This is a genomic window from Yersinia fenwicki (assembly GCF_043099325.1).
Lineage (GTDB): Bacteria > Pseudomonadota > Gammaproteobacteria > Enterobacterales > Enterobacteriaceae > Yersinia.
The window spans coordinates 2,913,499-2,938,691 of record NZ_CP170755.1; the positions used below are offsets into that span (position 1 = coordinate 2,913,499).

Sequence of the window (25,193 nt, forward strand, 5' to 3'; positions counted from 1 at the left end):
CGCGCCGTCCTGGCGCGGACGCTTTACTCTTCTGCCTATCCTCTCTGCTCCAGATCGAGGCCTCGGGATATGTCAGCAGTATAGGTTAATCAATTGGCCAATTGTTATACCCATTAGATTTCGTGTTGCAGGTAGGCGGTAAGAGAAAGCATTCCCGTGAGCTTACTCAAGTAAGTGACTGGGGTAACTGAGCGCAGCCAACACCGCTGCAACTCGAAAGATGAAGGGTATAGAGGAACGGGATATGGATTACATCGTCGGGGTCGACATCGGCAACTCATCAACAGAAGTCGCATTGGCACAATGCACGACTGAGGGTCAGTTGCACTTTGTTACCAGTACCCTAACCGAAACTACGGGTATCAAAGGGACGCAGCGCAACATTTTTGGCATCACTAAGGCGCTGAATATGTTGGTGGAAAAGGCAGGTATCGCACTCAGCGATATCAATCTTATCCGCATCAACGAGGCGACCCCGGTTATTGGTGATGTGGCGATGGAAACCATAACTGAAACCATTATCACTGAATCCACCATGATCGGTCACAACCCTAAAACTCCCGGTGGGCTGGGATTAGGCGTTGGGCTGACCATCACGATTGATGAGTTAGTCACACGAGACCCTAACCAGCCTTACATTCTGGTGGTGCCCTCTGCGGTTGACTTTGCTGATGTGGCGGCCGTGGTCAATGCTGCTAACGGTGCGGGATACCGCATTACCGCGATTATCCTGCAACGGGATGATGGTGTACTGGTCAGTAACCGCCTCACACAACCCATGCCCATCGTGGATGAGGTGCTGCATATCGACCGGATCCCAATGGGGATGCTGGCGGCGGTTGAAGTAGCCATGCCGGGTCAGGTGATTGAAACCCTCTCTAACCCTTATGGTATTGCCACGGTGTTCGGATTGAGTGCTGAAGAAACCAAAAATATCGTTCCGGTGGCGCGGGCTTTGATTGGCACGCGCTCCGCGGTGGTGGTGAAAACCCCGGAGGGTGATGTTAAAGCCCGCGCCATTCCGGCTGGGCATCTGGAGCTATTTGCTAACGGTCGCACAGTACGGGTGGATGTCGCAACCGGTGCTGAAGCCATCATGACCGCCGTCAACAGCTTCCGACATCTGGATAATGTCAGTGGCGAAGCGGGGACTAATATCGGCGGCATGCTCGAACACGTCCGCCAAACGATGGCGGAACTGACCAACAAACCGACCAATGAGATCTTCATTCAGGATTTGCTGGCAGTTGATACGGCGGTGCCGATCAATGTCATTGGGGGGCTGGCGGGTGAGTTCTCACTCGAACAGGCAGTGGGTATTGCCTCTATGGTGAAATCTGACCGCTTACAAATGGCACATATCGCCAGTGAAATCGAAAAGACGCTGAATATTGATGTACAGGTCGGGGGGGCGGAAGCCGAAGCGGCGATACTCGGCGCGCTGACCACACCAGGGACGCGACGGCCACTCGCCATCCTCGATTTAGGGGCCGGGTCTACCGACGCCTCAATCATCAATGCGCAAAGTCAAATTGTTGCCACCCATCTGGCGGGTGCTGGCGATATGGTCACGATGATAATCGCCTCTGAGCTGGATCTCCAAGACCGCTATTTGGCCGAAGACATCAAAAAATACCCCTTGGCAAAAGTGGAAAGTCTGTTCCACCTGCGCCACGAAGACGGCAGCGTTCAGTTCTTCCCACAACCGCTGCCACCCGAAGTTTTTGCCCGATTAGTGGTGGTTAAACCGGAAGGGTTGGTGCCACTGCCGGGAGATTACGCGCTGGAAAAAGTGCGCAATATCCGCCGCAGCGCTAAAGAGCGAGTGTTTGTCACCAATGCGCTTCGCGCTCTACGTCAAGTCAGTCCGACCGGCAATATCCGCGATATCCCCTTCGTGGTGCTGGTTGGCGGCTCGTCGCTGGACTTCGAAATCCCGCAATTGGTCACCGATGCCCTTTCTCACTACAAGCTGGTGGCCGGTCGCGGCAATATCCGCGCTAGCGAAGGCCCGCGTAATGCGGTTGCCACCGGATTGATTCTGTCCTGGCAACGGGAGAATCACGTATGAACTTTATCCAAGATGCACCCGCAATTGTTATCAGCTTGACCTCGCCAACACCCGAGGCGGTCTGGCACCAAGTGTTACTCGGGATTGAGGAAGAAGGCATTCCCTGGCAGTGGCAGCAAGACGATGACACGGATGCCATTCTCCGCGCCTGGCAGGCGGCGACCCGCTCACCACTATTGGTAGGGCTGGCATGTTCTGCCGACGAAGTTATCGTGCATTTTCGTCATTTACCCCCCGCCAGCCCGCTGTTCCGGCAGCCACTGGCACAAGACGAAGACCCATTGCGGCGGCTAGGCAATAACGCCGCCCGATTAGTCAAAGGTTTACCGTTTAAGTAATCACTTTCAAATTAACAAGGAACTCATATCTATGAACAACGCACTGGGATTAATCGAAACCAAAGGGCTGGTCGCTGCCATCGAAGCGGCTGATGCCATGGTCAAATCTGCCAACGTACAGCTCGTCGGATACGAAAAAATCGGCTCCGGCTTGGTGACTGTCATGGTTCGCGGCGATGTCGGCGCAGTTAAAGCGGCGGTTGATGCCGGTTCTGCGGCGGCCAGCGCAGTGGGTGAAGTGAAATCTTGCCATGTGATCCCACGCCCACACAGCGATGTAGAAGCCATTTTACCGACCTCTGCCTAAGGGTAAGAAGAGGAGCACCGCGTGAAAACGTCACTGGGTTTACTTGAAGTTAGCGGTCTGGCGCTGGCGATTGGTGCAGCGGATGTCATGGCAAAAGCGGCATCCGTCACCCTTAGCGGAATAGAAAAAACCAACGGCTCCGGCTGGATGTTAATCCGTCTGACCGGTGATGTGGCTTCCGTTCAGGCGGCAATCAGTACCGGAGCCGCCTTTGCCCAACTGCATCAAGGGCTGGTCTCAAGTGCGGTGCTGGCCCGTCCGGCAGATCCCCTAATGGCGTATTGGCAAGCGCCACACCTTGAGCCAGCCGCTACTGAAGCCACCACCTTAAGCGAACCTGCACAACAGGTTGTCGCCGAAGAGGTTATTACAGAAAGCCCTACTATCGAGGAGTGCGATCAAGCAGAAGCCCCACGACCTGCTGATATCGCCACCGACGATGAACCAGAAATTGCCTTGGGTGTGGCAATAATGGATTTGAATGTCGCAAGACAAAGTGCAGAAAGTGAGGCCCCGCCAGCTCCTCGTGTGAGCTGCAATCTCTGCCTCGACCCGGCTTGCCGACGCCATAAAGGTGAGCCTCGCTTTCGCTGTATTCACTTGGGTAAACGAGGAAAAGTCTGATGGAAAAAGCGTTACTGGAAACCGTTGTCAGTAAGATCCTCGACGAAATGCGTCTTCGTCCGATCCCGCTTGGGGTTTCCAATCGACACCTGCACCTCTCGGTGCAGGATTACCAACAATTGTTCCCCGATCAGCCGCTGATTGAGAAAAAATCACTGCTCCAGCCCGGCCAGTTCGCCTCCGCTCAGACAGTGATCTTGGTCGGGCCGAAAGGCAGCTTGAAGAATGTCCGTATTCTGGGGCCACTGCGCAGCCACAGTCAGGTTGAGATCTCCCGTACCGACGCCCGCACTCTGGGTATCAATGCTCCCCTGCGGATGTCGGGCAATCTGGACGACACGCCAGCTATACGGCTGGTCAGCGCCTATGGTGAGCTGGAATTGCCACAGGGTGTGATTGTGGCATTACGCCATATCCATATGTCGCCACTGGATGCCCTTATCTATCGGGTCAAACACGGCGACCGGGTGCAAGTGGCCATCCACGGCAGTGGCCGCCGGTTGATCATGGATGATGTTGCTATCCGCGTTTCACCCCAGATGAAACTGGAAATGCACATTGATACCGACGAGGCCAATGCCGCCGGAGCCGATGACCCGGCGGCTTTTGCAACGTTGCTCCCCCTTACACGGACAACGCAGCCATGAATCTGACTCAGGCGCAAACCGAACAGCTGGTCAGCCAGATTGTCACGCGGTTGGCTGAGCGCGAACGCCGGGTTCACGCCCTGCTATTGCCTCAGCTACGCGCCGGGCTGGATACATCGGTATTCCTGCACCATGCCACGCTGCATTTAATGTTGCCGGATTTGGCGTTTATCTATCAGCTGGCACAGTTCGATACCACCTGTCCTGCGGTGGTGGCCTTGAACGAGGCCTGGTCGTGGGGCATGAAAGTGCATATCAGCCTGCACCGTCAGCTGCTACCCGCCCTGCCCATGACGGCACTGCGCCCGTTGCCGCTAACTTTCAGTGACAACCAAGGTCTGGCGGTACGGCTATATGCCGGGAAGGTATTGAGTTATCGGGATATTGCCACACTTGACCCCGGCTGGTTGCTGATTGCCAGCTCTACGTTGGTTACATCGCTGGCGCAGGAAACACTGCCAGCCCGTCACATTCAACTATTAAGGCAGGAGTAAATCATGCAACTGGCCCGAGTGGTAGGTTCGGTGGTTTCAACACAAAAGTCGCCGACGCTGATCGGTAAGAAACTGCTGCTGGTGCGCCGTGTCGCCGGTGATGGCTCATTGCCCCCGGACAGCAACACGCCGGATGAAGTGGCGGTCGACTCTGTTGGCGCAGGTCAAGGTGAGTTGGTGCTGCTGTCCGGTGGTTCCAGCGCTCGGCGCGTTTTCGCCGAACCGAATGATGCCATCGACCTGGCGATTGTCGCCATCGTCGATGAATGCTCTTACTGATTAAGCGGTGATTATATGAGCATCTATACCAAAACAGGTGATGCGGGCACTACCGCCCTGTTCACCGGGCAACGCGTCAAAAAAAGTCATCCTCGGGTGGAAACCTACGGCACCTTGGATGAACTGAATGCAGCACTGAGCCTGTGTGCCCGCGTGGCACAAGGTGAAGAAAACCTTCAGTTACTCGATGCCGTACAACATCAGCTGTTTTATTTCAGCGCCGAGCTGGCCAGTGAGGGCATCGAAACCCCACCCAGCGGGCGAAAAAGTATTCGCGAATCCGACATTCAAGCGCTGGAACAAGCGGTAGACCGCTGCATGGCGCAACTGCCACCGGTGCACGGTTTTATCTTGCCCGGTAACACTGAAGCTGGGAGCCGCTTACATTTTGCCCGCACCTTGGCGCGGCGCTGCGAGCGGCGGTTAATCGAACTGGCCGAGCAAGTGCCGGTGCGTCCGGTGTTATTGCAGTATCTCAACCGGCTGTCGGACTGCTTGTATGCCCTGGCCCGCGATGAAGACCAACGTCAGGCATTGCAACAAACAGCACAAACCGTGGTGGCGCGCTATTTAGCCGCAACCACTGAGAAACCCGTAACGACCACCCAGCCCGCGAGCGCTGGACTTGGATTTTCTGACGTTCACCAGCTGGTTAAGTTAGCGGTTGAAGCCGCCATGAAATTACAAATTCCCGTGGTTGTGGCACTGGCCGACCGCCACGGCAACATGATTATGACCTACCGCATGCCCGATACCCTGCTGGTAAGCAGCGAGCTGGCACCGAAAAAGGCCTGGACCGCTGTCGCTATGAAAACCGCTACCCACCAACTCAGTGCTGCTATTCAACCGGGGGCCGATTTGTTCCAGTTAGAAGCCAGCACTGGCGGCAAAGTGGTGAGTTTTGGTGGTGGCTACCCATTATGGCTCGACGGCCAATTGGTGGGCGGTTTAGGGATAAGCGGCGGTAGCGTCAAACAAGATATGCACATAGCAGAAGCGGCCATATCGGCTTTACATCTGAGGAATGAATAATGAATACCAATGACCTTGAATCGCTCATTCGCACTATCCTCACCGAGCAACTGACGCCGGTCAAGGCTTCTGCCTCCAGCGCTATTTTTGCCAGCGTGGATGAAGCCATTAATGCTGCTCACAGCGCGTTTTTGCGCTATCAGCAAAGCCCGATGAAAACTCGCAGCGCCATTATCCGCGCTATCCGTGAGCAATTAAAACCACAACTTGTCTCTCTGTCCGAGCGCGGTGCCAGTGAAACCGGCATGGGTAATAAAGAAGATAAACTCCTGAAAAACAGAGCTGCACTGGAAAACACACCGGGTATTGAAGACTTATCTACCACCGCCCTGACCGGTGATGGCGGCATGGTGTTATTCGAGTATTCACCCTTCGGCGTTATTGGTTCCGTCGCCCCCAGCACTAACCCAACCGAAACTATTATTAATAACAGTATCAGTATGTTAGCTGCGGGTAATGCCGTCTATTTCAGCCCCCATCCTGGCGCTAAAGCCGTGTCACTGGATCTCATCGCCCAAATTGAAGAGATCATTTTCAACAGTTGCGGCATTCGCAATCTGGTGGTGACAGTAAAAGAACCGAGCTTCGAAGCCACCCAACAGATGATGGCACACGACAAAATTGCCTTGCTCGCGATTACTGGTGGCCCGGCCATTGTGGCGATGGGCATGAAAAGCGGCAAGAAAGTGATTGGTGCCGGGGCGGGTAACCCACCTTGTCTGGTAGATGAAACCGCTGAGTTAGTTAAAGCGGCGCAGGATATCGTGGCGGGGGCTTCATTTGACTACAACCTGCCGTGCATTGCAGAAAAAAGCCTGATCGTGGTGGAAAGTGTTGCTGACCGTTTATTGCAACAGATGCAGGCCTTTGATGCATTACTGATAAGCAATCCGCAAGAGGTCGACAGCTTACGCAAAGCCTGTCTGACGCCGCAGGGCCATGCCAATAAAAATTTGGTGGGTAAAAGCTCGGTTGAACTGTTGAAAGCAGCTGGCATCACCTGCCCGGCTAAAGCCCCGCGCCTGTTGCTGGTCGAAGTGGCTGGTGACGACCCACTGGTTACCACTGAACAATTGATGCCGCTGTTACCGGTGGTGCGGGTAAAGGATTTTGATGCGGCCCTGACATTGGCATTGCACGTCGAGGGCGGTCTGCATCATACCGCAACCATGCACTCGCAAAATGTCTCGCGCTTGAATCTGGCTGCACGTTTGTTGCAAACCTCCATTTTTGTCAAAAATGGTCCGTCCTATGCCGGGATAGGTGTCGGCGGTGAAGGCTTTACCACCTTTACTATTGCCACCCCGACCGGTGAGGGTACTACCTCGGCGCGTACCTTTGCACGTCAACGCCGCTGTGTACTGACTAATGGTTTCTCTATTCGCTGAGCGAGGATGTATGAAAACTTTTTTCCTGCAAACACGCATTTATAGCGGGGAGGGCAGCCTCAAGGTGCTGCAACGCTTTCATCAGCGCAAAATCTGGATAGTTTGCGATGGCTTTTTAGCCACCTCTCCGCTGCTGGATAAACTGAGGCAAGCCTTGTCAGCCGATAACCAGATTACCCTGTTCAGCGATATCACGCCGGATCCGAATATCGCCACCGTGGTAAAGGGGATTGAGCAGATGCAAGCACTGCGCCCCGACATAGTGATCGGTTTTGGCGGTGGTTCGGCACTGGATGCCGCCAAAGCCATTGTCTGGTTTAGCCGTAAACAAGGGCTGGAGATAGAAACCTGTATCGCCATCCCGACCACCAGCGGGACTGGCTCTGAGGTCACCAGCGCTTGTGTAATAAGTGATCCAGAGAAAAGTATTAAATATCCGATATTTGACGATGAAATTTATCCTGATATCGCCATTTTGGACGCCGCATTGGTGACAAGCGTCCCCCCCGTCATTACCGCCAATACCGGATTGGATGTGTTGACTCATGCGCTGGAGGCCTATGTATCACCACGCGCCAGTGATTTTACCGATGCATTGGCAGAAAAAGCGGTGCAACTGGTATTTCGCCATCTGGCAACCGCCTGCCGTCAAGGTGACTGCCTGATAACCCGCGGCAAAATGCACAATGCCTCGACGCTGGCCGGCATAGCATTCAGTCAGGCAGGGCTGGGTATCAATCATGCCATCGCCCACCAACTGGGCGGGCAATTCCATATTGCTCACGGCTTAGCGAATGCTTTGCTACTGGTGCCGGTGATTCGCTTTAACGCAGTGGATGCGCGAGCGCGTAAGCGCTATGCAAGATTGGCGAAATTATGCCATTTCAGCCCGGCCAATGGCGATGATCGCAGTGCAGTCAATCAGCTGGTTCACCAAATTGAGCAGCTAAAACGCCAATGCGGGTTACCTCAGCCATTGGCGGCAATGGAAGTTAATGAGTGCCAATTGCAGCAACATCTCCCCGACATGATTGCAGCAGCCCTTGCCGACGTCACATTGCGCACCAACCCGCGCCCAGCTAGCGACCAGGATATCCGCGAGATTATCGAGGCGCTTTATGAGTGATATACAGATGCCAGAGGCCAACGTGCTGCACTCGCCACCCGCTTATGGCGAACTGACACCCTGTGATGCAGCGACTATCCAACAGCGTGTGCGTGACGCCGGTGTGGTCGGAGCCGGTGGTGCCGGGTTCCCCACGGCAGTGAAGTTACAGGCACAGGCCGAGATTTTCCTGGTCAATGCCGCTGAGTGTGAACCGATGTTGAAAGTGGATCAGCAATTGATCCCACGTCAGGCGGCACGGCTGGTGCGCGGCGTACTGTATGGCATGAAAGCCACCGGTGCATGCGAAGGCATCATTGCGCTGAAAGCTAAATATGAGGAGGCCGTTGCAGCGCTGACACCGCTGCTGCCACCACAGATTCGGTTGCATATTTTACCCGATGTTTACCCCGCCGGAGATGAAGTGATCACCATCTGGCTGGCAACCGGACGCCGGGTTCCACCTGCGGCGCTGCCCATCAGCATTGGGGTGGTGGTGAATAACGTGCAAACCCTGCTCAACGTGGCCCGCGCCGTTGAACAGCAGTGGCCGGTCACCCGCCGAACTCTCACAGTGAACGGCGCCGTTGCTCGACCATTAACCTTGACGGTGCCACTGGGCACGTCACTGCGGGAAGTGTTGGCTTTGGCGGGTGGCACGACCATTAATAATTCCGCTTATATTAATGGTGGCCCGATGATGGGCCATGCCCTATATGACCTTGATCAGCCCGTCACCAAAACTACTGGCGGCCTACTGGTACTGCCTGCTGATCATTTGCTGATTACCCGCCGTGCCCGCAGTGATAAGGATGTGCTCGCCATCGCCCGTACCGTCTGCGAACAGTGCCGCATGTGTACCGAACTCTGCCCACGTCACCTTATCGGCCATGAATTACCGCCGCACCTGTTGGTTCGGGCGATTATCTATCAGCAAGTCGCCACGCCAGATATTTTGCTCAGCGCCCTGACCTGCTCTGAATGCAGTCTGTGTGAAAGCTATGCCTGCCCGGTGGATATCTCGCCAATGCGCGTTAACCGCCTGCTGAAAACTCAGTTACGTGCGCAGGGTGCCCGCTATCAAGGCGAACTACGCGAAGCTGACCCGATGGCGAAATATCGCATGGTGCCAACAGCACGGCTGATCGCCCGCTTGGATTTAACCGACTGGTATCAGGCTGCGCCGTTTAGTGAGGAGCCCTATCAGCCGCAACAGGTGATATTGCCCTTGCGCCAGCATATCGGCGCTGCCGCAGAGGCCCTCGTCGCAGTGGGGGATCGAGTAGAACAGGGCCAATTAATTGGGCAAATCCCGCATAACGCCTTGGGTGCACCACTGCACGCCAGTATCAGCGGCGTGGTTACCGCCATCAGTGGCAGTGCCATCACTGTAAGTCGCGGCTAACCGTATTTTTTAAAGAGGAATCGGCATGTCACAAGCCATTGGAATTGTTGAATTAAGCAGTATTGCCAAAGGGATGGAAGTCTGCGACCTGATGCTAAAAAGTGCCAACGTCGACCTGTTGGTCAGCAAAACCCTGTGCCCCGGCAAATATTTGCTGATGGTGGGAGGTGATATCGGGGCGGTGACTCAGTCGGTACAAAATGGCGAACGGCACAGCGGTCATTTATTGGTCGATAGCATCGTTTTGCCCAATCTTCATCCATCAGTATTACCCGCCATCAGTGGCCTGAATCCGGTGGAAAACCGTCAGGCGGCAGGTGTGGTGGAGACCTGGAGTGTTGTGGCCTGCATTACCGCCGCCGACCGTGCAGTGAAAGCCGCCAATGTCACTCTGGTACGTATTCATATGGCTTTTGGTATCGGTGGCAAATGCTATCAGGTGCTTAGCGGTGACATTGCCGATGTGCAAACCGCCGTCGAGGTCGCCAGCCAATGTGCTGGTGAAAAGGGACTATTGATATACAGCTCAGTGATCCCACGGCCCCATGAGGCGCTGTGGCGTCAGTTAGTTCAGGAGGCATGATGGAAGCAAATAGCACCCCCGAGCGCGTGATCCAGGAATATGTTCCCGGTAAACAGATAACCCTGGCGCACCTGATAGCTAACCCTAACAAGGCGCTTTATAAAAAACTAGGGCTAAACGATGTCAGCAGCGCCATTGGTATTTTGACTATTACCCCCAGTGAAGCCTCGATTATTGCCAGTGATATCGCCACCAAATCCGGTGCAGTCGAGATTGGTTTTATTGACCGATTTACCGGTGCCGTAGTGTTTACCGGCGATGTTTCCGCGGTGGAATACGCGTTGAAACAGGTGATTCACACCTTAGGCGACATGATGAAATTCACTGCCTGCCCGATGACCCGGACATGATGCCATGCAACGCATCATGTTGATTGGCCCCAGTCAGTGCGGCAAAACCTCGCTGATTCAGCGCTTACGCGGTGAGGCGCTGAACTACCAGAAAACCCAGTCCATTATCTGGCAGGACAATGCCATAGATACGCCGGGTGAATATCTGGAAAACCGCTGTTTATACAGCGCGTTATTAGCCAGTGCTTGTGAAGCCGATGTGGTGGGGTTGGTACAAAATGCCGATGCCACGCAAAGCTGGTTTGCGCCAATGCTGGCGCAGGTTTTCAACAAACCGGTGATTGGCATCATCAGTAAAGCCGATACCGCCAGCCACACCGACCAACTGGGCTGGGCGGCGGATTGCCTGACCCAAGCGGGCGCACAACATATTTTTATCACCTCGGCGCAAACCGGCGAGGGGTTAACTGACCTTATGACTTATTTAAAAAATTGTGGAGAGTCGCATGCCCGGTAAGATTATGGCGATTAACGCCGGCAGTTCTTCGTTGAAATTTCAGCTGTTTTCCATGCTAAATGAACAGACCGGCCAACATCACGAGCAGGTGTTATGTCAGGGATTAATTGAACGCATTGGGATGGATGATGCGATATTTAACCTGCGAGTCGGTGATGTGCAATGGCGAGAAACCTTACCCATCGCGGATTGCCGTCAAGGCGCTGAACACCTGCTTCGGGCGCTGATTGAGCACAATATTATTGACTCATTAGACGAAATCATTGGCGTCGGTCATCGTGTTGCCCACGGCGGTGAAACCTTTGCCGATTCGGTACTGATTACCCCGCAAGTACTGGATAAAATTGAACAGCTTGGCACATTAGCGCCGCTGCATAACCCGGTGAACGCATTAGGTATTCGTGTGTTCCAGCTTGCCCTACCCCATGCCAGTGCCGTAGCCGTATTTGATACGGCATTCCATCAAACATTGAGTCAGGCTTCATATCTATATCCGCTGCCGTGGCGCTATTACGAAGAATTGGGAATTCGTCGTTACGGCTTCCACGGCACCAGTCATAAATATGTCAGTGTGGTCTGCGCTGAGCGCATGGGCCAGCCATTGGAAGCGCTACGTATTGTCTCCTGCCATCTCGGCAATGGTTCCAGTATTTGCGCGATTGACCACGGGAAATCCATCAATACCTCAATGGGATTTACTCCCCAGGCAGGAGTCATGATGGGCACCCGTAGCGGCGATATTGATCCGTCTATTCTGCCTTTTATTCAGCAAACAGAAGGTAAAAGTGCGGCTGAAATTAACCATCTAATCAATAACCAATCCGGTTTGCTGGGTATCTCCGGCATTTCTCATGATTATCGCGATGTGGAACAAGCAGCCGACAACGGCAACCGTCGTGCAGCATTGGCTCTTGAACTGTTCGCTGAGCGGATCCGCGCAGTGATTGGCAGCTATATCGTGCAATTGGGGGGGATTGATGCGCTTATCTTTACCGGCGGCATTGGTGAAAACTCACGTAGCGCCCGCCAGCAGATATGCCGAGCGCTGGCATTCCTGGGTATTGAACTGGATCAAGAAAAGAACATGAGAAATGAGTTCTTTATTCAGCAAGATACCGCACCGGTACAAGTTGCCATCGTCAATACCAATGAAGAATTAATGATAGCCCGTGATGTCTTGCGCGTGGCACTCAACCTGCCGGTACAACCGGCCCTCGCCACACAATGAGAGGCAATATGAAAAGTGGAAAAGTTTGGCTAGTCGGTGCGGGGCCGGGGGATGCAGCACTGATTACAGTAAAAGGCTTACATACCATTCGTCGTGCTGAAGCGCTGGTCTATGATCGGTTAGTCTGTGCGGAATTATTAGCTGAAGCACCAGACGGTTGTGAAATGATTAATGTGGGCAAAACACCCAACCATCATTTGGTACCACAACCGCAAATCAATGAAATTCTGGTAGATTGTGCTCAACGCGGCTTGAATGTGGTGCGGCTAAAAGGCGGTGACCCTTATGTCTTCGGCCGTGGCGGAGAAGAAGCCGAAGCACTGGCTCTGGCGGATATTCCGTTTGAAGTGGTACCGGGGATCAGCTCCGCTATCGGTGGATTAGCCTATGCGGGTATCCCGGTGACCCATCGTGATTATGCCTCCGGTTTTCATGTGGTTACCGGCCATCTACGTCAGGGCAATGAGCCACAGGATTGGGCAACACTGGCAAAACTGGAAGGTACATTGATTATCCTGATGGGCATGACGCAACTGACCACCATTTGTCAGCAACTGATTACTGGAGGCAAAGCGCCCACCACACCTGCGGCGGTGGTGATGTATGCCAGCCACCAACAGCAGCAAGTGGCCAGTGGCACTCTGACCACGTTAGCTGATCAAGTTGCGGCGCAAGGATTATCATCCCCGGCACTGATTGTTATTGGTGATGTGGTGCGCCTACGCGAGATATTGGCATTCACACCAGAAGTGTTGTCGCTAAACTCAACTCCCTCGCTGATATACCCATAGTCATTGGTGTTGTAGGTAGGCAGCAAGTGAGCACATCCCGATGAGCTTACATAAGTAAGTGATTCGGGTGAGTGAGTGTAGCAAACAACCCTACAGCATCAAGGGCGAAGGGTATGGTACTCTGAACACACATGCTAAATAGGGGAATAACGCGGTAATGAGCGAACATGGCGGGAATGTGCTGGAAATGGCACTGAAAATCGGGACAAACGCAGAGAACATTATTGATTTCAGTGCCAATATTAACCCGTTGGGAATGCCAGACTCCCTAAAAACCGCCATTGTTGAACAGTTAGCACGCGCGGAACACTACCCTGATGTTGAGTATCGCCAACTGCACAGTGCACTGGCCCGCGCTCACCATTGTTTGCCCGAAAATATCATGGCAGGCAATGGTGCAACCGAACTCATTTATGCCGTAGTGCACTACCTGCAACCTCGCACTGCCCTGCTGCTGACACCGGGTTTTGCTGAATATCGTCGCGCCCTGCAACGGATCGGTTGCCAGATTGATGATTATCCGATGAGTGAAGCTGATGGCTATCAGCCCGATGAGCGACTGCTGGCGGTATTAGAACAGCAGCGCCCTGACTGCCTGTTTCTGGCGACTCCCAATAACCCGACCGGACTGATGCCAGATGCTGACCTGCTGCAAGCGATTATACGCTGCTGTCATCAATACCAAATTGCGTTAATTGTTGATGAAGCCTTTATTGATTTCCTCCCTGATGCGCCGGGACTTATCCCGCAATTGGCTGATTTCCCGCACCTTTATATATTGCGCTCACTGACCAAGTTTTTCGCTATTCCGGGGTTACGGTTGGGATACTTGCTTAGCGGTGATTTGAAAGGCATCGAGCACATGAAACAGCAGCGCGAACCCTGGACCATCAATGCCTTCGCCGCATTGGCAGGTGAGATTATTCTCGATGACCAGCCTTATATTCAAGCCACTCATGAATGGTTGGCACAGCAGCAGCATTGGCTCTATCAACAATTATGCTCTATTCCCGCATTGCAGGTGTGGCAAGGTTGCGCCAACTATCTTTTCTTGCGCTGTTTAAGGCCGGAAATAGCGCTACAACCGGCATTATTACAGCACCATATTCTGATTCGCCATTGCGCCAATTACCCCGGACTGACCCGCGACCACTATCGTGTGGCTATCAAAAGTGCAACGGACAATCAACGGCTGGTCACCGCGTTACAGCAGGTTTTTAGCCATGGCTGAGGCCCGTTGCCCCGCCTCCTGTGGTGAGTTGATTCAGGGCTGGATACTGGGTGGGGAGAAGCTCATTTCTTGCCCGATAAACTGGTTTAGTACGGTATCAGTGACCGACGGTGTGCCGGGCAGTCGCGAACGACCACGGATGCGCCAAATGCTGAAAGCAGTATTGGCTTATTTTGACCAACCAGCAGAGATGGCCCGTGGCCTACACATCAATTTTGATTCCACCATTCCGGTGGCAAAAGGATTAGCCAGCAGCACCGCAGATATTGCCGCCACTGCTCTGGCAACCGCACGTCACTTGGGGGAAACACTGGATGAAGCCGTACTGGCTGCCTTGTGTGTTAGCCTTGAACCCACTGACAGCACCCTGTTTCAACGGCTGACCTTGTTTGATCATCAAACCGCCGCCACACAGATTTCTTATGATTGGCAACCCAGCATGGATATTCTGCTGCTGGAAAGCCCACAATGCCTCAACACCGAGGATTATCATCGTCGGCATCGCCAGACAGCCCTGCTGGCAAGCGCTCCATCGTTAGAACAGGCATGGCAACTGTTTACACAGGCCGCTGAGCGCCATGATTGCGCCCTGCTAGGCCAGTCCACCACACTTAGCGCACAGGCTAGCCAGCACCTACTGGTTAAACCCGATTTCTGCGCTCTGCTGGAATTAGTCGAAGAACTAGATTTATATGGACTGAATGTGGCACACAGCGGCAGTGTAGTGGGGTTATTATTAGACCGTCAACGCCATGATGTGGAACAGCTTTATTGGCAATTACAACAGCGCAATATCACGCAAAACTACCCGAGCCAGCACTTATTAACGATGGTGCCCGGCGGAGTGCGGTAACGCCATCAAGCTGCCATCCAATTCAGGTCACCGTCAAACTCATCAAACCAGAATGTCCATGTAAAAAACATTGTTATTACCCTTCTGCCTACCATTTCTGTGCAACTCTCTTTGTTCTCCCCCTCAGAATCATGACGCCAGTCACAAACAGGGAAAGCAGCTATTTTATCCATGTAAATAGCATTTATAGATATGGGGAAAATGGCTATTGGGGCAGTAGAGTCCCTCTACAGGAAATGTAGTGCAGATGTAAAATCTGCTTCCTGATAAATCTTCATTTTTTTAAAAACATAAATAAAACTTAAGTCATAGCCAAGTTACTTCGAGATGCAGGTAGGCGGCAACCGCGCAAATCCCCAGGAGCTTAGATAACTAAGTAACTGGGGTGAGTTAGGGCAGCCAACACCCCTGCATCTTGAAGGGCGACGGGTATATACAGAATATTGCGTCAACACCTAACTACGATAGCCTCAACCTACATTAGCTCCGGGAGCCTTAGATGAAAAAACTGAGTGTAAAAACGTTATTGGCGGCCAGTCTGTTTAGCATGATGGTGTGCTCAGGCAGTGCTTTGGCGCAAGAAGTCGAAGTCGTCAATATTTCGAAAATCGCCGGAATGCCCTGGTTCAACCGCATGGGCGAGGGTGTGGAACGCGCCGGTAAAGATCTCGGGATCAAAGCCTATCAAGTCGGCCCATCCAGTACCGACGCCCCACAACAAGTGAAGATCATTGAGGATTTAATCGCCAAAAAAGTCAGCGCCATCAGTATCGTGCCAAACGATGCCGATGTGTTGGAACCGGTATTCAAGAAAGCGCGCGATGCTGGCATCGTGGTATTAACCAACGAATCTCCGGGGCAGCCTAGCGCTAACTGGGATATCGAAATCATTGATAACGCCAAATTCGCTGCCGATAACGTGGAAGAAATGGCGAAAGCTATGGGCGGTAAAGGTGGCTATGTGATTTATGTGGGTAGCCTGACCGTGCCACAACATAACCTGTGGGCCGATTTGTTTGTTAAATACCAGAAAGAGCATTACCCGGAAATGTTTGAAGTGACCAGCCGTATGCCGGTCGCTGAGAGCATTGATGACTCACGCCGTACCACACTGGATTTGATGAAAGCGCATAGTGATTTGAAAGGTATTGTTGCTTTCGGTTCACAAGGCCCGATTGGTGCAGGCCGTGCAGTGAAAGAAAAACGGGCGAAAAACAATGTCCATGTGTTCGGCATGATGATCCCATCTCAGGCTGCATCACTGGTTAAAAGTGGCGATATTGCCATGGGCGTGACTTATGACCCAGGTTCTGCCGGTTATGCCATGACAGCGGTAGCTGATAAAGTGCTGAAAGGCGAGAAAATCGAAACAGGCATGGAGATCCCAGGAGTAGGTAAAGCGGAAGTTGATCAAGCTAAGCACCTGATTCAGTTCCATAATGTGTTACGAGTTACCAAAGACAACGTGGATTCACTGTATTAATTCACTGAGTTATTGCAGGGCCGGACTCCAGTTTGGCTCTGCAATTAATAAAAAAGCCAGCCAATAAGTTTAGAAGATAGAAGGGGTTAACGCTCCTAGGGGCACTCCGGCGGCTTACGCCGCTACGACCCCAACGGAACGCTTCCCCCTTCAATTAATATTGCTACAGCCTCATTGCTGCAGTGCCTTATCTGGTTTTTTATGGTTTAGGTAGTATCTATTTATATCCAGAGGATCTATGCAGCCATTTATTACCCTGGAAAATATCAGTAAAACCTTTTATGGCGTCAAAGCGCTGGATAAGGTGGCTATGACCCTGTTACCCGGTGAGGTGCATTGCCTTGCAGGGCAAAACGGTTGCGGCAAATCCACACTGATCAAGATTATCTCCGGTGTTTATCAACCCGATACCGACGCCACGATGACTATCGATGGTAAAACCTATTCAACCCTGACGCCCATTGAATCTGTCCGGCTGGGGATTCAGGTGATTTATCAAGATTTATCATTATTCCCCAACTTGACCGTGGCTGAGAATATCGCCATGAACCATTATCACCATCATCTGTGGGTGAACAAACGTCAGATGCGGGAAACCGCCGAGCGTGTCATCAAGAGCATTGATGCCCATCTTAATCTGGATGAATTGGTTGAAGACCTCCCCATCGCCCAGAAACAGTTAGTCGCAATCTGCCGTGCGCTGGCGCAGGATGCCCGGCTAATTGTGATGGATGAACCGACCGCATCTCTGACAAGGCAAGAAGTTAACGGCTTGCTACGGGTGGTGCATGAACTGAAATCACGCAATATCTGCGTAGTATTTGTCAGCCACCGGTTGAGCGAAGTACTGGAAATTTCAGACCGTATTACTGTGCTCAAAGATGGTAACTGGGTCGGAACCTACCCTGCCGCTGAAGTTGATAATACACGGCTGGCCTGGCTGATGACCGGTATGAAGTTTGATTTTCAGGTTCTGCCACCCTATAGCGCTTCGCTTGCGCCAGTGCTGGCAGTGGAAGAGCTTTCCCGTGGCAACGAATATCACGATATCTCACTGACATTGCATCCGGGTGAAATTGTCTCACTGGTCGGCTTATTGGGTTCTGGCCGCACAGAATTGTGCCTTAGTCTATTTGGTTTAACTGCACCAGAGTCAGGCACCATTCGTATCAATGATAAGGCGATGTATTTTACCAGCAACCGCGATGCTATCGCCGCTGGCGTGGGTTATGTCTCGGAAGATCGCATGAGTACCGGACTGATTATGGAACAATCAATTCGCGACAATATCAGCGCCACCGTTTTACACCGGCTTAAAAACACTTTCCATCTGATGCGTACCGAGCGAGTCGATACATTGGTTGAAGACATGGTTAAGCATCTATCTATCAAAATTGGTAATAGCGATTTACCGGTCAATACCTTATCTGGCGGGAATGCGCAGCGTATTGCTATTGCCAAATGGCTGGCAACTGACCCACAAATATTGATTCTCGACTCACCCACCGTTGGGGTAGATATCGCCAATAAAGCCGGTATTTATAATATTATCAACGCGCTGGCTGCTCGGGGGATTGCGGTATTAATGGTTTGTGATGAGATTGATGAAGCCTACTTTAATAGCCACCGTATTTTAGTGATGCGGTCTGGGCGGCTGGTGCAGGAGTTCTTGCCAAGTAACAGCAGCGAAGCAGCCATTGCGGAGGTAGTAAATGGCTAATCCCCATGCACTCAATAGACCTGATGTTGGTAAAACAGGTCTATTCAATAAAGAACATCTGAAACGCCATGAAGTGATGTTGGCTTTCACCATATTAATTATTTCGACTTATCTTGCTTTCACCAGCCCAGATTTTCTGACGCTCGCCAATATTTATGACTTGATAAATAACTATGCCATGTTGACTATCTTGGCCTGTGGCTTATTTATCGTGTTGATTTCTGGCGGTATTGATATTTCATTCCCAGCGATGACCATTATCTCGCAATATGTCATGGTGACATTAATTGTGAAGTTCGGTGGCAACTTCCCGGTGGCTTTCGCGCTGGCCGGTGGTATCGGTTTATTATTAGGGTTAATAAATGCGCTGTTGGTTAATCGTCTGCGCGTCCCGTCTATCATTATCACCATTTCTACGCTGAATATATTCTATGGATTACTGCTGTATCTCAGTCGTGGTGTCTGGCTATATACCTATCCGGAATGGTTCGAACATGGACCAATGCTATTCTCCTTCACCGCCGCCGATGGCTATGACTATGGTCTTTCGTTGCCCATATTGACATTGCTTGCGACCATTATTGTCACGGCTCTGCTGATGACACGCACCAGTATTGGTCGGCAAATTTATGCATTGGGTGGCAATCAGGAAGCGGCTTCCCGCATGGGGTTCAGTATCCTCAAGCTGCAACTGTTTGTTTATGGCTATATGGGCTTTTTATCCGGCATTGCCGGAGTGGTGCAGTCCTATACCGTCTTGACGGTAGCGCCCGATTCATTGCTCGGTTATGAACTCACCGTGCTGGCAGCGGTAGTACTGGGTGGCACCAGTATTGTTGGCGGACGCGGCACCCTAACCGGCACGCTGCTGGGGGTGATCCTGCTGGCGATATTGCAAAATGGTTTGAATTTACTGGGTATTTCGTCGTACTGGCATACCGTGGTTATCGGTCTGGTGATCATCATCAGTATCAGTATGACCGCCTGGGGCCAACGTCATAAGGTAGGGATATAGCCATGTCGAAAACAACGCAACGTGATCATACCGAGAGCTGGTTATTGGCTTTACTGGTACTGGTTTCTATCGGGTTTAGCCTGTTTATTCCTTATGTGTTCTGGTCGACGGCTAACTTCCAATCTATCGCTTCACAAATCCCGGTTGCCGGAGTATTAACACTGGCAATGGCGATTACCATGCTGACGGGCGGTATCAACCTTTCAATTATAGCTACTGCAAATGCCAGTGCACTGGTAATGGCCTGGGTGTGTACCCATTTGGAGCCCACATTCAGCTCAATGGTATTGATGTTGCTGGCAGGTACTTCGGTCGCTTTGGTGGTAGGGCTTATCAATGGGGTGCTTATCTCGGTGGTGCGTGTCTCTCCTATTTTGGCCACACTGGGTATCATGACCTTGCTCAAAGGCGTGAATGTACTTATTTCCAAAGGATCGGCGATCTCTAATTTCCCTAACTATGTGCTGGCGTTGGATCGCAGCTATTTTCTTGGGGTTCCGGTACCACTTTATCTGTTTGCTGCGGTGGCGTTGGTTATCTGGCTTATTTTAGCCAAAACCCCGCTTGGCCGGCAGATATACCTGTCCGGTTCCAATGAGAAAGCCACTTTCTTCTCCGGAATTAATACTCGCCGCACGCTGGTTTGGGTGTACGTGATTTCATCGTTACTGTGCGCCGTCGCGGCCTTGTTGATGATGTCCAAGCTAAACTCGGCCAAAGCCTCCTATGGCGAATCACTGTTACTTATTACTATCCTGGCAACGGTCTTAGGCGGGGTTAATCCTGATGGCGGGTTTGGTAAGATTTTCGGCATCGTGTTAGCGCTGTTCCTGCTGCAAATGCTGGAGAGCGGGCTGAATATCATGGGCGTGAGTAGTTATATCACCATGGCGCTGTGGGGTTCATTGCTGTTGGCATTTATCTTTGTTAAAGGTGCGAAGATCCCAGCGTTTCGTTTCTTACGCCAGAACAAACCATCAAGCTAAGATATTGATAGATAGAAAAGGCTGGCGATTAATGCCAGCCTTTCTATTAATAGCGGTAAAATAAGCTATTTCACGTTGAGCTTAAGTTATTTAACTTCGCCCATCGCTTTCAGTTTTTTCGACAATTCACGGCGTTCTTTAGACAGATCTGCGTTTTTAATGATGTATTCATCGACACGATCTTCGTAGTCAACACGCATGTTAGCGATAATGGCTTGAACCTCTTCGATGCTCATCCCTGGCTTGATGTATTCACTCAGGTTATCGAGCAACAGAACGCGTTTTTGGTTATCGCGAATTTTCTTTTCGTTATCAACGATTTCACGCTGCAACTTGTTTTTGCGACGGAACATACGCACAAACTCCAAAACGTCCTGGAAAGTTGGCTTACTTGCATTATCCATTTTCACACCTTCACTTAAGTTTTACACAAATTCAATTGCTGGTGACCAGGCTATGTGAACCATACCGCTTTGTTGTGCCTGATGACAAGATTCATTGGCTAGACTTATCTTACCTGCTTTACCCGTCAGACAGAAATATCATCTTCCTGAATCCAACAATAGATCACCTGCGTAAAGTCATATTAATCAGATCGTCTAATTCCTCAAGCTGTTTAGTTAACTCCATACTCAGCCAAACATAGCCATAAATCGGTGTTTCTATCTGCTGCTCTTGTGTCACGACCAACATCAATGATTTCAACTCAGTAGATATTTCACTCAGCTCACCGGCAACTTCCCGCTCACGGGCAGGAGAACCATCGCGCAGGCTGTCACTTAATGTATTCAAAGTGCGGATTGTCATCAACTGAGTACTGCGCAAACCCTTGGCATTGAGCATAATAAAATGGCTCTCCCGCGATGACCAATAAGCATCCACCAGCAATTCTAGCGTGCAAATCAGGTTACGGCTCAGTGTTTGAATAGCCTCAAAAACGTCTTTATTAATATGAGATTCTTTACTGGCAGGCGCAATAAAAGTGCGCATTTTAACCGACTGACTGAGTGCAGTTTTTAATTTAGGCTCTAACCGTGGGCGCTCGATAACATTGGGCGATAAATAAGCCGCATAGACTTGACTAATGGTCCGCAGATTATCACTCATCTGCATCCGCCAATGGGTAAAAGCGCGTTGTGGATAGACGCTGGTAAAGACCAATGCCAATAATGAACCAAAAATAACATCGCCGCTACGCCACAGAGCTGTAGTCATATCTCCAGGGGCAGATCCGCACACCACCGCCAGAGTTATACCGATAAGCAAAGCCATGTAGGGGCGCTTGCCCAACGTTAGGTAGCCGCACAGGAACATCACAACCCCACACCAGGCCAGCATAAGTGTTAAGGAATAAGACTCCAGATACAGAGCAATCAAGCCGGATATCGCACCAAAAACAGTACCGCCAATACGCTGCATCGCTCTGGTCAGTACATTGCCCCAATAGGATATCGGCCCCATTACCACCACTAATGTGATTAGCGGCCAGGTACCTTCCGGAATAGCCAGTAAGCGAATAATCAGAAATGTTAAGATAAACGCTAATGTAATACGTAAAGCGTGAGTGATGCGGTAATGGGTGTAGATCAGGTTATCCAATGGCGATATTTTTTTATTCAGGCGCACACAGACCTACTTCCAATAAGATACCAAAACCTAAGTTTAGCCGAGTTATTGCGCAATGGCATCGGATTAACCGTTACCAAAAGTAGCAGGAATAAATGGGGGGGAATAAGTATTCCCCGTTGGGTATTGCCAATCGGGGAAATTAGCTTATTTAAAGTCAACCGCCATTTGTTGAACAATAGACACGCCAAAGCTGGACTCGACACAACAAGCAATATAATCGGTGAACCGTGGCGACGGCGGCATTCCCAAGCTGAGCAAACGTTCATTACTGAACCGTACGTTAAGCATGGCAAATGCACCATATAAGCGCATGGCTTTTAGCATTAGGCGCTCATTACAGGGGCCAAAAATCCCTTTCAGTTGGTTACGCATTTGTACCAATGCACTGTATTCGACCTGGCAATAATCCGCACCCATAGGTTTCTCTCGGGCAGCGGTTGACATCGCCTGATCAATCTGGGAAAAACTAACGCTATTTTTCTCGCCGGCTGAAATATGATAGATATTATCGGGTAAGTTTGGATGCAGTAAAATACACACTAAAGCGTCTGCGCAATAATCGACTGGAATAACATCGATATAGTCATCCAGAGAGCACATGAACTTACGTAGCATTAATGCCATGCGGAATACCCAAAAGATGCTGCTGGATGGTTGGCAGCCCAGCCGGGTATGGCCAACCACAATCGATGGTCGGGCAAATACCAAGGGCAGCCCTGGGCATTCTTCAGCCAATAAGCGCTCAATTGCTGATTTAGATTTAGTGTATTCCACCAAATGGGCGTCATCTTCTGCGGATAAAACCTGCTCGCTCACCACAGTATCGGCATCGGGAGTGCAAGACATAGCCGTTCCCACATGGATGAATCTTTGTAAACCAGCAACCTGCGACATTCTTTTGCCAAAAGCTAATGTGCCATCGACATTCACTTTCCAGATTAGTGGGTTATTACCGAATGATGCGACGGCGGCACAATTAATAACATGCGTCACCCCATCAATACGCGGGTCATTAATAAAACTGTCCGGCTCAGCTAAATCCCCTAATAAAATATGGCTAATATCAATCTTACTCAGTTGCCCATTAGGGAGATAAAACTTCGCCATATTCTCACGAATACGTGTTAATCCCTGTTCCGGTGTATTGGCCCGGACTAATAATAAATAATTAAAATCTGAATTTTCCAACAATAACTTTTCGAGCACAGCTCCGCCCAGAAAACCTGTGGCACCGGTTAACAGAAGTGTTTTCACCATGAATCCTACTTATTATATTCAGTAGGCGGATTGTATAAATAGCTAAGTAAACGGTAGGTAAATATTAGTTGGATCGATCCATTTTAGCTGAAACATAATTATTTCAAAATAAATCCTGACGTCCCGACTCGCCTGAAATGATATTCTAGCGCTAATGCCGTGGGTCACTGCGGCTTAGCGCGGGCAGTGACCCATCATAAAGAAGAACTATACCCAAAATAATTCGAGTTGCAGGAAGGCGGCCAGTGAACGACAACTCGGTGAGAACCGATTTGAACAGCATTTATGTTAGCCCGTAGAGTGAGCCTCGTTGAGGCTCATTAATCCCGATGAGTTTACTGTGTTGTAAGTGATTCGGGTGACAAATCTGCTGGGAGCGGCCTCGTAAAGGCCGAGCCGGATAACGAACACAGCCAACGCACATGCAGCTCGGAGTATGACGAGTATATGAGAATTAAGGGTTAAACCGCATAATGTCAGATAAAAATAAGCAGCCAACATTCTACATTCATGATTATGAGACCTTCGGTCAGCGCCCGGCGTTAGACAGGCCAGCACAGTTTGCCGGGGTACGTACCGATTTGAATTTCAATATCATCGAAGAACCGCTGGTGATTTACTGCGCTCCCGCAGATGACTACCTACCGCAGCCGGAAGCCGTGATGATAACCGGTATCACTCCGCAACATGCCTTAGCTAATGGGGTAACTGAAGCCGAGTTTGCCCGTCAAATCCATCAAGCTTTCAATGTGCCTGGTACCTGTATTCTTGGTTACAACAACATTCGTTTTGATGATGAAGTTAGTCGCAATATTTTCTACCGCAATTTTTATGATCCTTATGCCTACAGCTGGCAAGGTGGGAACTCTCGCTGGGACTTACTCGATGTGATGCGCGCCTGTTACGCCCTGCGCCCCGAGGGTATTATCTGGCCGGAAAACGAAGAGGGTTTACCCAGTTTCAAGTTGGAGCATTTGACCAAAGCCAATGGTGTTGAACACTTACATGCCCATGATGCGATGTCTGATGTGTATGCCACTATCGCTATGGCAAAGCTGGTAAAACAAGCACAGCCACGGCTGTTTGATTACCTCTATCAGCACCGCAGTAAACACAAAATCAACGCATTGATTGATATTGCAGATATGACGCCACTGGTTCATGTATCTGGCATGTTTGGTGCGGCACGAGGTAACACCAGTTGGGTTGCGCCGTTGGCATGGCATCCTGAGAATAAAAATGCGGTGGTTATGTGCGATCTGGCGGGTGATATGTCACCCCTGCTAGAGTTGGATAGCGATACACTACGTGAACGTCTCTATACTCGCCGCGACAAACTCAATGCCCAAGATGTCGCCGTGCCACTGAAACTGGTGCATATCAATAAATGCCCGGTTCTCGCCCCCGCGAAAACCCTGCTACCGGAAAATGCCGATCGTTTAGGTATTGATCGCCAGCGTTGCCTGCAAAATTTGCAATTATTGCGGCAAAATCCGCAAGTTCGTGAAAAAGTGGTCGCTCTGTTTGCTGAGGCTGAGCCTTTTGCCGTTTCTGATGATGTGGATGCTCAGCTGTATAACGGGTTTTTCAGTGATGCTGACCGCGCTACTATGAAAATCATTTTACAAACTGAGCCGCAAAATCTGCCAGCACTTGATCTGACCTTCCAAGACCCACGGTTGGAAGCATTGTTATTCCGTTTCCGCGCACGTAATTATCCAAATACGTTGACTGACAGTGAGCAAAAGCGCTGGTTAGAGCATCGTCGCGAAGCGCTTAATCCAGAAAAAGTGCAAGACTATGTGCTGCAACTGGAAGAGTTATATAACCAGCATGAGGAGGATAAAGAGAAGCTGGCACTGCTGAAAGCCCTGTTTGACTACGCCAGAGATCTGGTGAGCTAACCTCACCCGTGATGAA

At 50.9% G+C, this 25,193-nt stretch carries 26 protein-coding genes; 23 read left to right on the top strand and 3 right to left on the bottom strand.

Features of this window, described 5'->3' with window-relative positions; translation table 11 throughout:
* Nucleotides 1–244: 244 nt before the first annotated feature.
* The 22 genes from ACF3VQ_RS13365 (at nucleotide 245) to ACF3VQ_RS13470 (ending at nucleotide 20,387) form a co-directional block, all read left to right on the top strand.
* Nucleotides 245–2,071, top strand: a complete 1,827-nt coding sequence (locus ACF3VQ_RS13365) for a diol dehydratase reactivase subunit alpha (RefSeq protein ID WP_392431485.1) — start codon at nucleotides 245–247, stop codon at nucleotides 2,069–2,071.
* Nucleotides 2,068–2,409: a glycerol dehydratase reactivase beta/small subunit family protein gene (locus ACF3VQ_RS13370; RefSeq protein ID WP_392431487.1), complete on the top strand. Its 342-nt coding sequence runs from the start codon at nucleotides 2,068–2,070 to the stop codon at nucleotides 2,407–2,409. Before ACF3VQ_RS13365 ends, ACF3VQ_RS13370 begins: the two co-directional genes overlap by 4 nt.
* A 31-nt stretch (nucleotides 2,410–2,440) precedes the next feature.
* Nucleotides 2,441–2,716 (top strand): propanediol utilization microcompartment protein PduJ, encoded by a 276-nt coding sequence (pduJ, locus tag ACF3VQ_RS13375; RefSeq protein WP_004388818.1) that lies wholly within the window; start codon nucleotides 2,441–2,443, stop codon nucleotides 2,714–2,716.
* A 21-nt stretch (nucleotides 2,717–2,737) separates the two neighbouring features.
* On the top strand, nucleotides 2,738–3,340 hold the full coding sequence (locus ACF3VQ_RS13380) for a BMC domain-containing protein (protein WP_392431490.1): 603 nt from the start codon (nucleotides 2,738–2,740) through the stop codon (nucleotides 3,338–3,340).
* Nucleotides 3,340–3,987, top strand: coding sequence for a phosphate propanoyltransferase (locus tag ACF3VQ_RS13385; protein WP_392431492.1), 648 nt, complete (start codon nucleotides 3,340–3,342; stop codon nucleotides 3,985–3,987). The genes ACF3VQ_RS13380 and ACF3VQ_RS13385 overlap by 1 nt, the downstream gene beginning before the upstream one ends.
* Entirely contained in the window at nucleotides 3,984–4,481 is a 498-nt protein-coding gene (pduM, locus tag ACF3VQ_RS13390) for a microcompartment protein PduM (RefSeq protein WP_392431494.1), read from the top strand. The genes ACF3VQ_RS13385 and pduM overlap by 4 nt, the downstream gene beginning before the upstream one ends.
* A gap of 3 nt (nucleotides 4,482–4,484) precedes the next feature.
* Nucleotides 4,485–4,760 carry a EutN/CcmL family microcompartment protein gene (locus tag ACF3VQ_RS13395; protein ID WP_004699362.1) on the top strand — a complete coding sequence of 92 codons (276 nt, stop codon included), beginning with the start codon at nucleotides 4,485–4,487 and terminating at the stop codon, nucleotides 4,758–4,760.
* A 15-nt stretch (nucleotides 4,761–4,775) separates the two neighbouring features.
* Nucleotides 4,776–5,792: a cob(I)yrinic acid a,c-diamide adenosyltransferase gene (locus ACF3VQ_RS13400; RefSeq protein WP_392431496.1), complete on the top strand. Its 1,017-nt coding sequence runs from the start codon at nucleotides 4,776–4,778 to the stop codon at nucleotides 5,790–5,792.
* Entirely contained in the window at nucleotides 5,792–7,180 is a 1,389-nt protein-coding gene (locus ACF3VQ_RS13405) for an aldehyde dehydrogenase family protein (protein WP_392431498.1), read from the top strand. Before ACF3VQ_RS13400 ends, ACF3VQ_RS13405 begins: the two co-directional genes overlap by 1 nt.
* Before the next feature lie 10 nt (nucleotides 7,181–7,190).
* Entirely contained in the window at nucleotides 7,191–8,306 is a 1,116-nt protein-coding gene (locus ACF3VQ_RS13410; RefSeq protein ID WP_392431500.1) for a 1-propanol dehydrogenase PduQ, read from the top strand.
* Nucleotides 8,299–9,690: a 4Fe-4S dicluster domain-containing protein gene (locus ACF3VQ_RS13415; protein WP_392431502.1), complete on the top strand. Its 1,392-nt coding sequence runs from the start codon at nucleotides 8,299–8,301 to the stop codon at nucleotides 9,688–9,690. The genes ACF3VQ_RS13410 and ACF3VQ_RS13415 overlap by 8 nt, the downstream gene beginning before the upstream one ends.
* Before the next feature lie 25 nt (nucleotides 9,691–9,715).
* Nucleotides 9,716–10,273: a BMC domain-containing protein gene (locus tag ACF3VQ_RS13420; RefSeq protein WP_004699367.1), complete on the top strand. Its 558-nt coding sequence runs from the start codon at nucleotides 9,716–9,718 to the stop codon at nucleotides 10,271–10,273.
* Entirely contained in the window at nucleotides 10,273–10,623 is a 351-nt protein-coding gene (pduU, locus tag ACF3VQ_RS13425; RefSeq protein WP_005157716.1) for a propanediol utilization microcompartment protein PduU, read from the top strand. Before ACF3VQ_RS13420 ends, pduU begins: the two co-directional genes overlap by 1 nt.
* 4 nt (nucleotides 10,624–10,627) lie before the next feature.
* Complete coding sequence (locus ACF3VQ_RS13430; protein ID WP_392431504.1) at nucleotides 10,628–11,080, top strand: EutP/PduV family microcompartment system protein; 453 nt, start codon at nucleotides 10,628–10,630, stop codon at nucleotides 11,078–11,080.
* Entirely contained in the window at nucleotides 11,070–12,308 is a 1,239-nt protein-coding gene (locus ACF3VQ_RS13435) for an acetate/propionate family kinase (protein WP_392431505.1), read from the top strand. Before ACF3VQ_RS13430 ends, ACF3VQ_RS13435 begins: the two co-directional genes overlap by 11 nt.
* 8 nt (nucleotides 12,309–12,316) lie before the next feature.
* Nucleotides 12,317–13,099 carry a uroporphyrinogen-III C-methyltransferase gene (cobA, locus tag ACF3VQ_RS13440; protein ID WP_392431507.1) on the top strand — a complete coding sequence of 261 codons (783 nt, stop codon included), beginning with the start codon at nucleotides 12,317–12,319 and terminating at the stop codon, nucleotides 13,097–13,099.
* A 157-nt stretch (nucleotides 13,100–13,256) separates the two neighbouring features.
* Nucleotides 13,257–14,330 carry a threonine-phosphate decarboxylase CobD gene (cobD, locus tag ACF3VQ_RS13445; protein ID WP_392431509.1) on the top strand — a complete coding sequence of 358 codons (1,074 nt, stop codon included), beginning with the start codon at nucleotides 13,257–13,259 and terminating at the stop codon, nucleotides 14,328–14,330.
* A complete protein-coding gene (locus ACF3VQ_RS13450) occupies nucleotides 14,323–15,183 on the top strand; it encodes a GHMP kinase (protein ID WP_392431511.1) in 861 nt (286 codons plus the stop codon). The genes cobD and ACF3VQ_RS13450 overlap by 8 nt, the downstream gene beginning before the upstream one ends.
* A gap of 547 nt (nucleotides 15,184–15,730) precedes the next feature.
* On the top strand, nucleotides 15,731–16,666 hold the full coding sequence (locus tag ACF3VQ_RS13455) for an autoinducer 2 ABC transporter substrate-binding protein (protein ID WP_223300574.1): 936 nt from the start codon (nucleotides 15,731–15,733) through the stop codon (nucleotides 16,664–16,666).
* A 238-nt stretch (nucleotides 16,667–16,904) separates the two neighbouring features.
* Nucleotides 16,905–18,386 (top strand): sugar ABC transporter ATP-binding protein, encoded by a 1,482-nt coding sequence (locus tag ACF3VQ_RS13460; protein ID WP_392431513.1) that lies wholly within the window; start codon nucleotides 16,905–16,907, stop codon nucleotides 18,384–18,386.
* A 76-nt stretch (nucleotides 18,387–18,462) separates the two neighbouring features.
* Nucleotides 18,463–19,401 carry an ABC transporter permease gene (locus tag ACF3VQ_RS13465; protein WP_392435584.1) on the top strand — a complete coding sequence of 313 codons (939 nt, stop codon included), beginning with the start codon at nucleotides 18,463–18,465 and terminating at the stop codon, nucleotides 19,399–19,401.
* A gap of 2 nt (nucleotides 19,402–19,403) precedes the next feature.
* A complete protein-coding gene (locus ACF3VQ_RS13470; protein WP_392431515.1) occupies nucleotides 19,404–20,387 on the top strand; it encodes an ABC transporter permease in 984 nt (327 codons plus the stop codon).
* A gap of 86 nt (nucleotides 20,388–20,473) precedes the next feature.
* Here ACF3VQ_RS13470 and tmaR read toward each other — a convergent pair whose 3' ends face one another.
* The 3 genes from tmaR to ACF3VQ_RS13485 all read right to left on the bottom strand — a co-directional run bounded on the left by tmaR (nucleotide 20,474) and on the right by ACF3VQ_RS13485 (nucleotide 23,270).
* Nucleotides 20,474–20,791 (bottom strand): PTS system regulator TmaR, encoded by a 318-nt coding sequence (gene tmaR, locus ACF3VQ_RS13475; RefSeq protein ID WP_005157740.1) that lies wholly within the window; start codon nucleotides 20,789–20,791, stop codon nucleotides 20,474–20,476.
* 163 nt (nucleotides 20,792–20,954) lie between these two features.
* Entirely contained in the window at nucleotides 20,955–22,013 is a 1,059-nt protein-coding gene (locus tag ACF3VQ_RS13480; RefSeq protein ID WP_392431518.1) for an FUSC family protein, read from the bottom strand.
* Between the two features lie 147 nt (nucleotides 22,014–22,160).
* On the bottom strand, nucleotides 22,161–23,270 hold the full coding sequence (locus tag ACF3VQ_RS13485; RefSeq protein ID WP_392435585.1) for an SDR family oxidoreductase: 1,110 nt from the start codon (nucleotides 23,268–23,270) through the stop codon (nucleotides 22,161–22,163).
* Nucleotides 23,271–23,746: 476 nt separating this feature from the next.
* Between ACF3VQ_RS13485 and sbcB the strand changes: the two genes are divergently transcribed.
* Nucleotides 23,747–25,177 (top strand): exodeoxyribonuclease I, encoded by a 1,431-nt coding sequence (sbcB, locus tag ACF3VQ_RS13490; RefSeq protein ID WP_392431519.1) that lies wholly within the window; start codon nucleotides 23,747–23,749, stop codon nucleotides 25,175–25,177.
* The last annotated feature ends 16 nt before the right edge of the window (nucleotides 25,178–25,193 follow it).

Excerpts from the sequence above, each read along its gene's own strand:
- cobA (WP_392431507.1), top strand. The coding sequence starts at position 12,317 with ATGAAAAGTGGAAAAGTTTGGCTAGTCGGTGCGGGGCCGGGGGATGCA.
- ACF3VQ_RS13455 (WP_223300574.1), top strand. The coding sequence starts at position 15,731 with ATGATGGTGTGCTCAGGCAGTGCTTTGGCGCAAGAAGTCGAAGTCGTC.
- ACF3VQ_RS13470 (WP_392431515.1), top strand. The coding sequence starts at position 19,404 with ATGTCGAAAACAACGCAACGTGATCATACCGAGAGCTGGTTATTGGCT.
- ACF3VQ_RS13400 (WP_392431496.1), top strand. The coding sequence starts at position 4,776 with ATGAGCATCTATACCAAAACAGGTGATGCGGGCACTACCGCCCTGTTC.
- sbcB (WP_392431519.1), top strand. The coding sequence starts at position 23,747 with ATGTCAGATAAAAATAAGCAGCCAACATTCTACATTCATGATTATGAG.
- ACF3VQ_RS13450 (WP_392431511.1), top strand. The coding sequence starts at position 14,323 with ATGGCTGAGGCCCGTTGCCCCGCCTCCTGTGGTGAGTTGATTCAGGGC.
- ACF3VQ_RS13435 (WP_392431505.1), top strand. The coding sequence starts at position 11,070 with ATGCCCGGTAAGATTATGGCGATTAACGCCGGCAGTTCTTCGTTGAAA.
- ACF3VQ_RS13420 (WP_004699367.1), top strand. The coding sequence starts at position 9,716 with ATGTCACAAGCCATTGGAATTGTTGAATTAAGCAGTATTGCCAAAGGG.
- ACF3VQ_RS13385 (WP_392431492.1), top strand. The coding sequence starts at position 3,340 with ATGGAAAAAGCGTTACTGGAAACCGTTGTCAGTAAGATCCTCGACGAA.
- ACF3VQ_RS13465 (WP_392435584.1), top strand. The coding sequence starts at position 18,463 with ATGTTGGCTTTCACCATATTAATTATTTCGACTTATCTTGCTTTCACC.
- ACF3VQ_RS13430 (WP_392431504.1), top strand. The coding sequence starts at position 10,628 with ATGCAACGCATCATGTTGATTGGCCCCAGTCAGTGCGGCAAAACCTCG.
- ACF3VQ_RS13460 (WP_392431513.1), top strand. The coding sequence starts at position 16,905 with ATGCAGCCATTTATTACCCTGGAAAATATCAGTAAAACCTTTTATGGC.
- tmaR (WP_005157740.1), bottom strand. The coding sequence starts at position 20,791 with ATGGATAATGCAAGTAAGCCAACTTTCCAGGACGTTTTGGAGTTTGTG.
- ACF3VQ_RS13410 (WP_392431500.1), top strand. The coding sequence starts at position 7,191 with ATGAAAACTTTTTTCCTGCAAACACGCATTTATAGCGGGGAGGGCAGC.
- pduU (WP_005157716.1), top strand. The coding sequence starts at position 10,273 with ATGGAAGCAAATAGCACCCCCGAGCGCGTGATCCAGGAATATGTTCCC.
- ACF3VQ_RS13370 (WP_392431487.1), top strand. The coding sequence starts at position 2,068 with ATGAACTTTATCCAAGATGCACCCGCAATTGTTATCAGCTTGACCTCG.
- pduJ (WP_004388818.1), top strand. The coding sequence starts at position 2,441 with ATGAACAACGCACTGGGATTAATCGAAACCAAAGGGCTGGTCGCTGCC.
- ACF3VQ_RS13395 (WP_004699362.1), top strand. The coding sequence starts at position 4,485 with ATGCAACTGGCCCGAGTGGTAGGTTCGGTGGTTTCAACACAAAAGTCG.
- ACF3VQ_RS13415 (WP_392431502.1), top strand. The coding sequence starts at position 8,299 with ATGAGTGATATACAGATGCCAGAGGCCAACGTGCTGCACTCGCCACCC.
- ACF3VQ_RS13365 (WP_392431485.1), top strand. The coding sequence starts at position 245 with ATGGATTACATCGTCGGGGTCGACATCGGCAACTCATCAACAGAAGTC.
- cobD (WP_392431509.1), top strand. The coding sequence starts at position 13,257 with ATGAGCGAACATGGCGGGAATGTGCTGGAAATGGCACTGAAAATCGGG.
- pduM (WP_392431494.1), top strand. The coding sequence starts at position 3,984 with ATGAATCTGACTCAGGCGCAAACCGAACAGCTGGTCAGCCAGATTGTC.
- ACF3VQ_RS13405 (WP_392431498.1), top strand. The coding sequence starts at position 5,792 with ATGAATACCAATGACCTTGAATCGCTCATTCGCACTATCCTCACCGAG.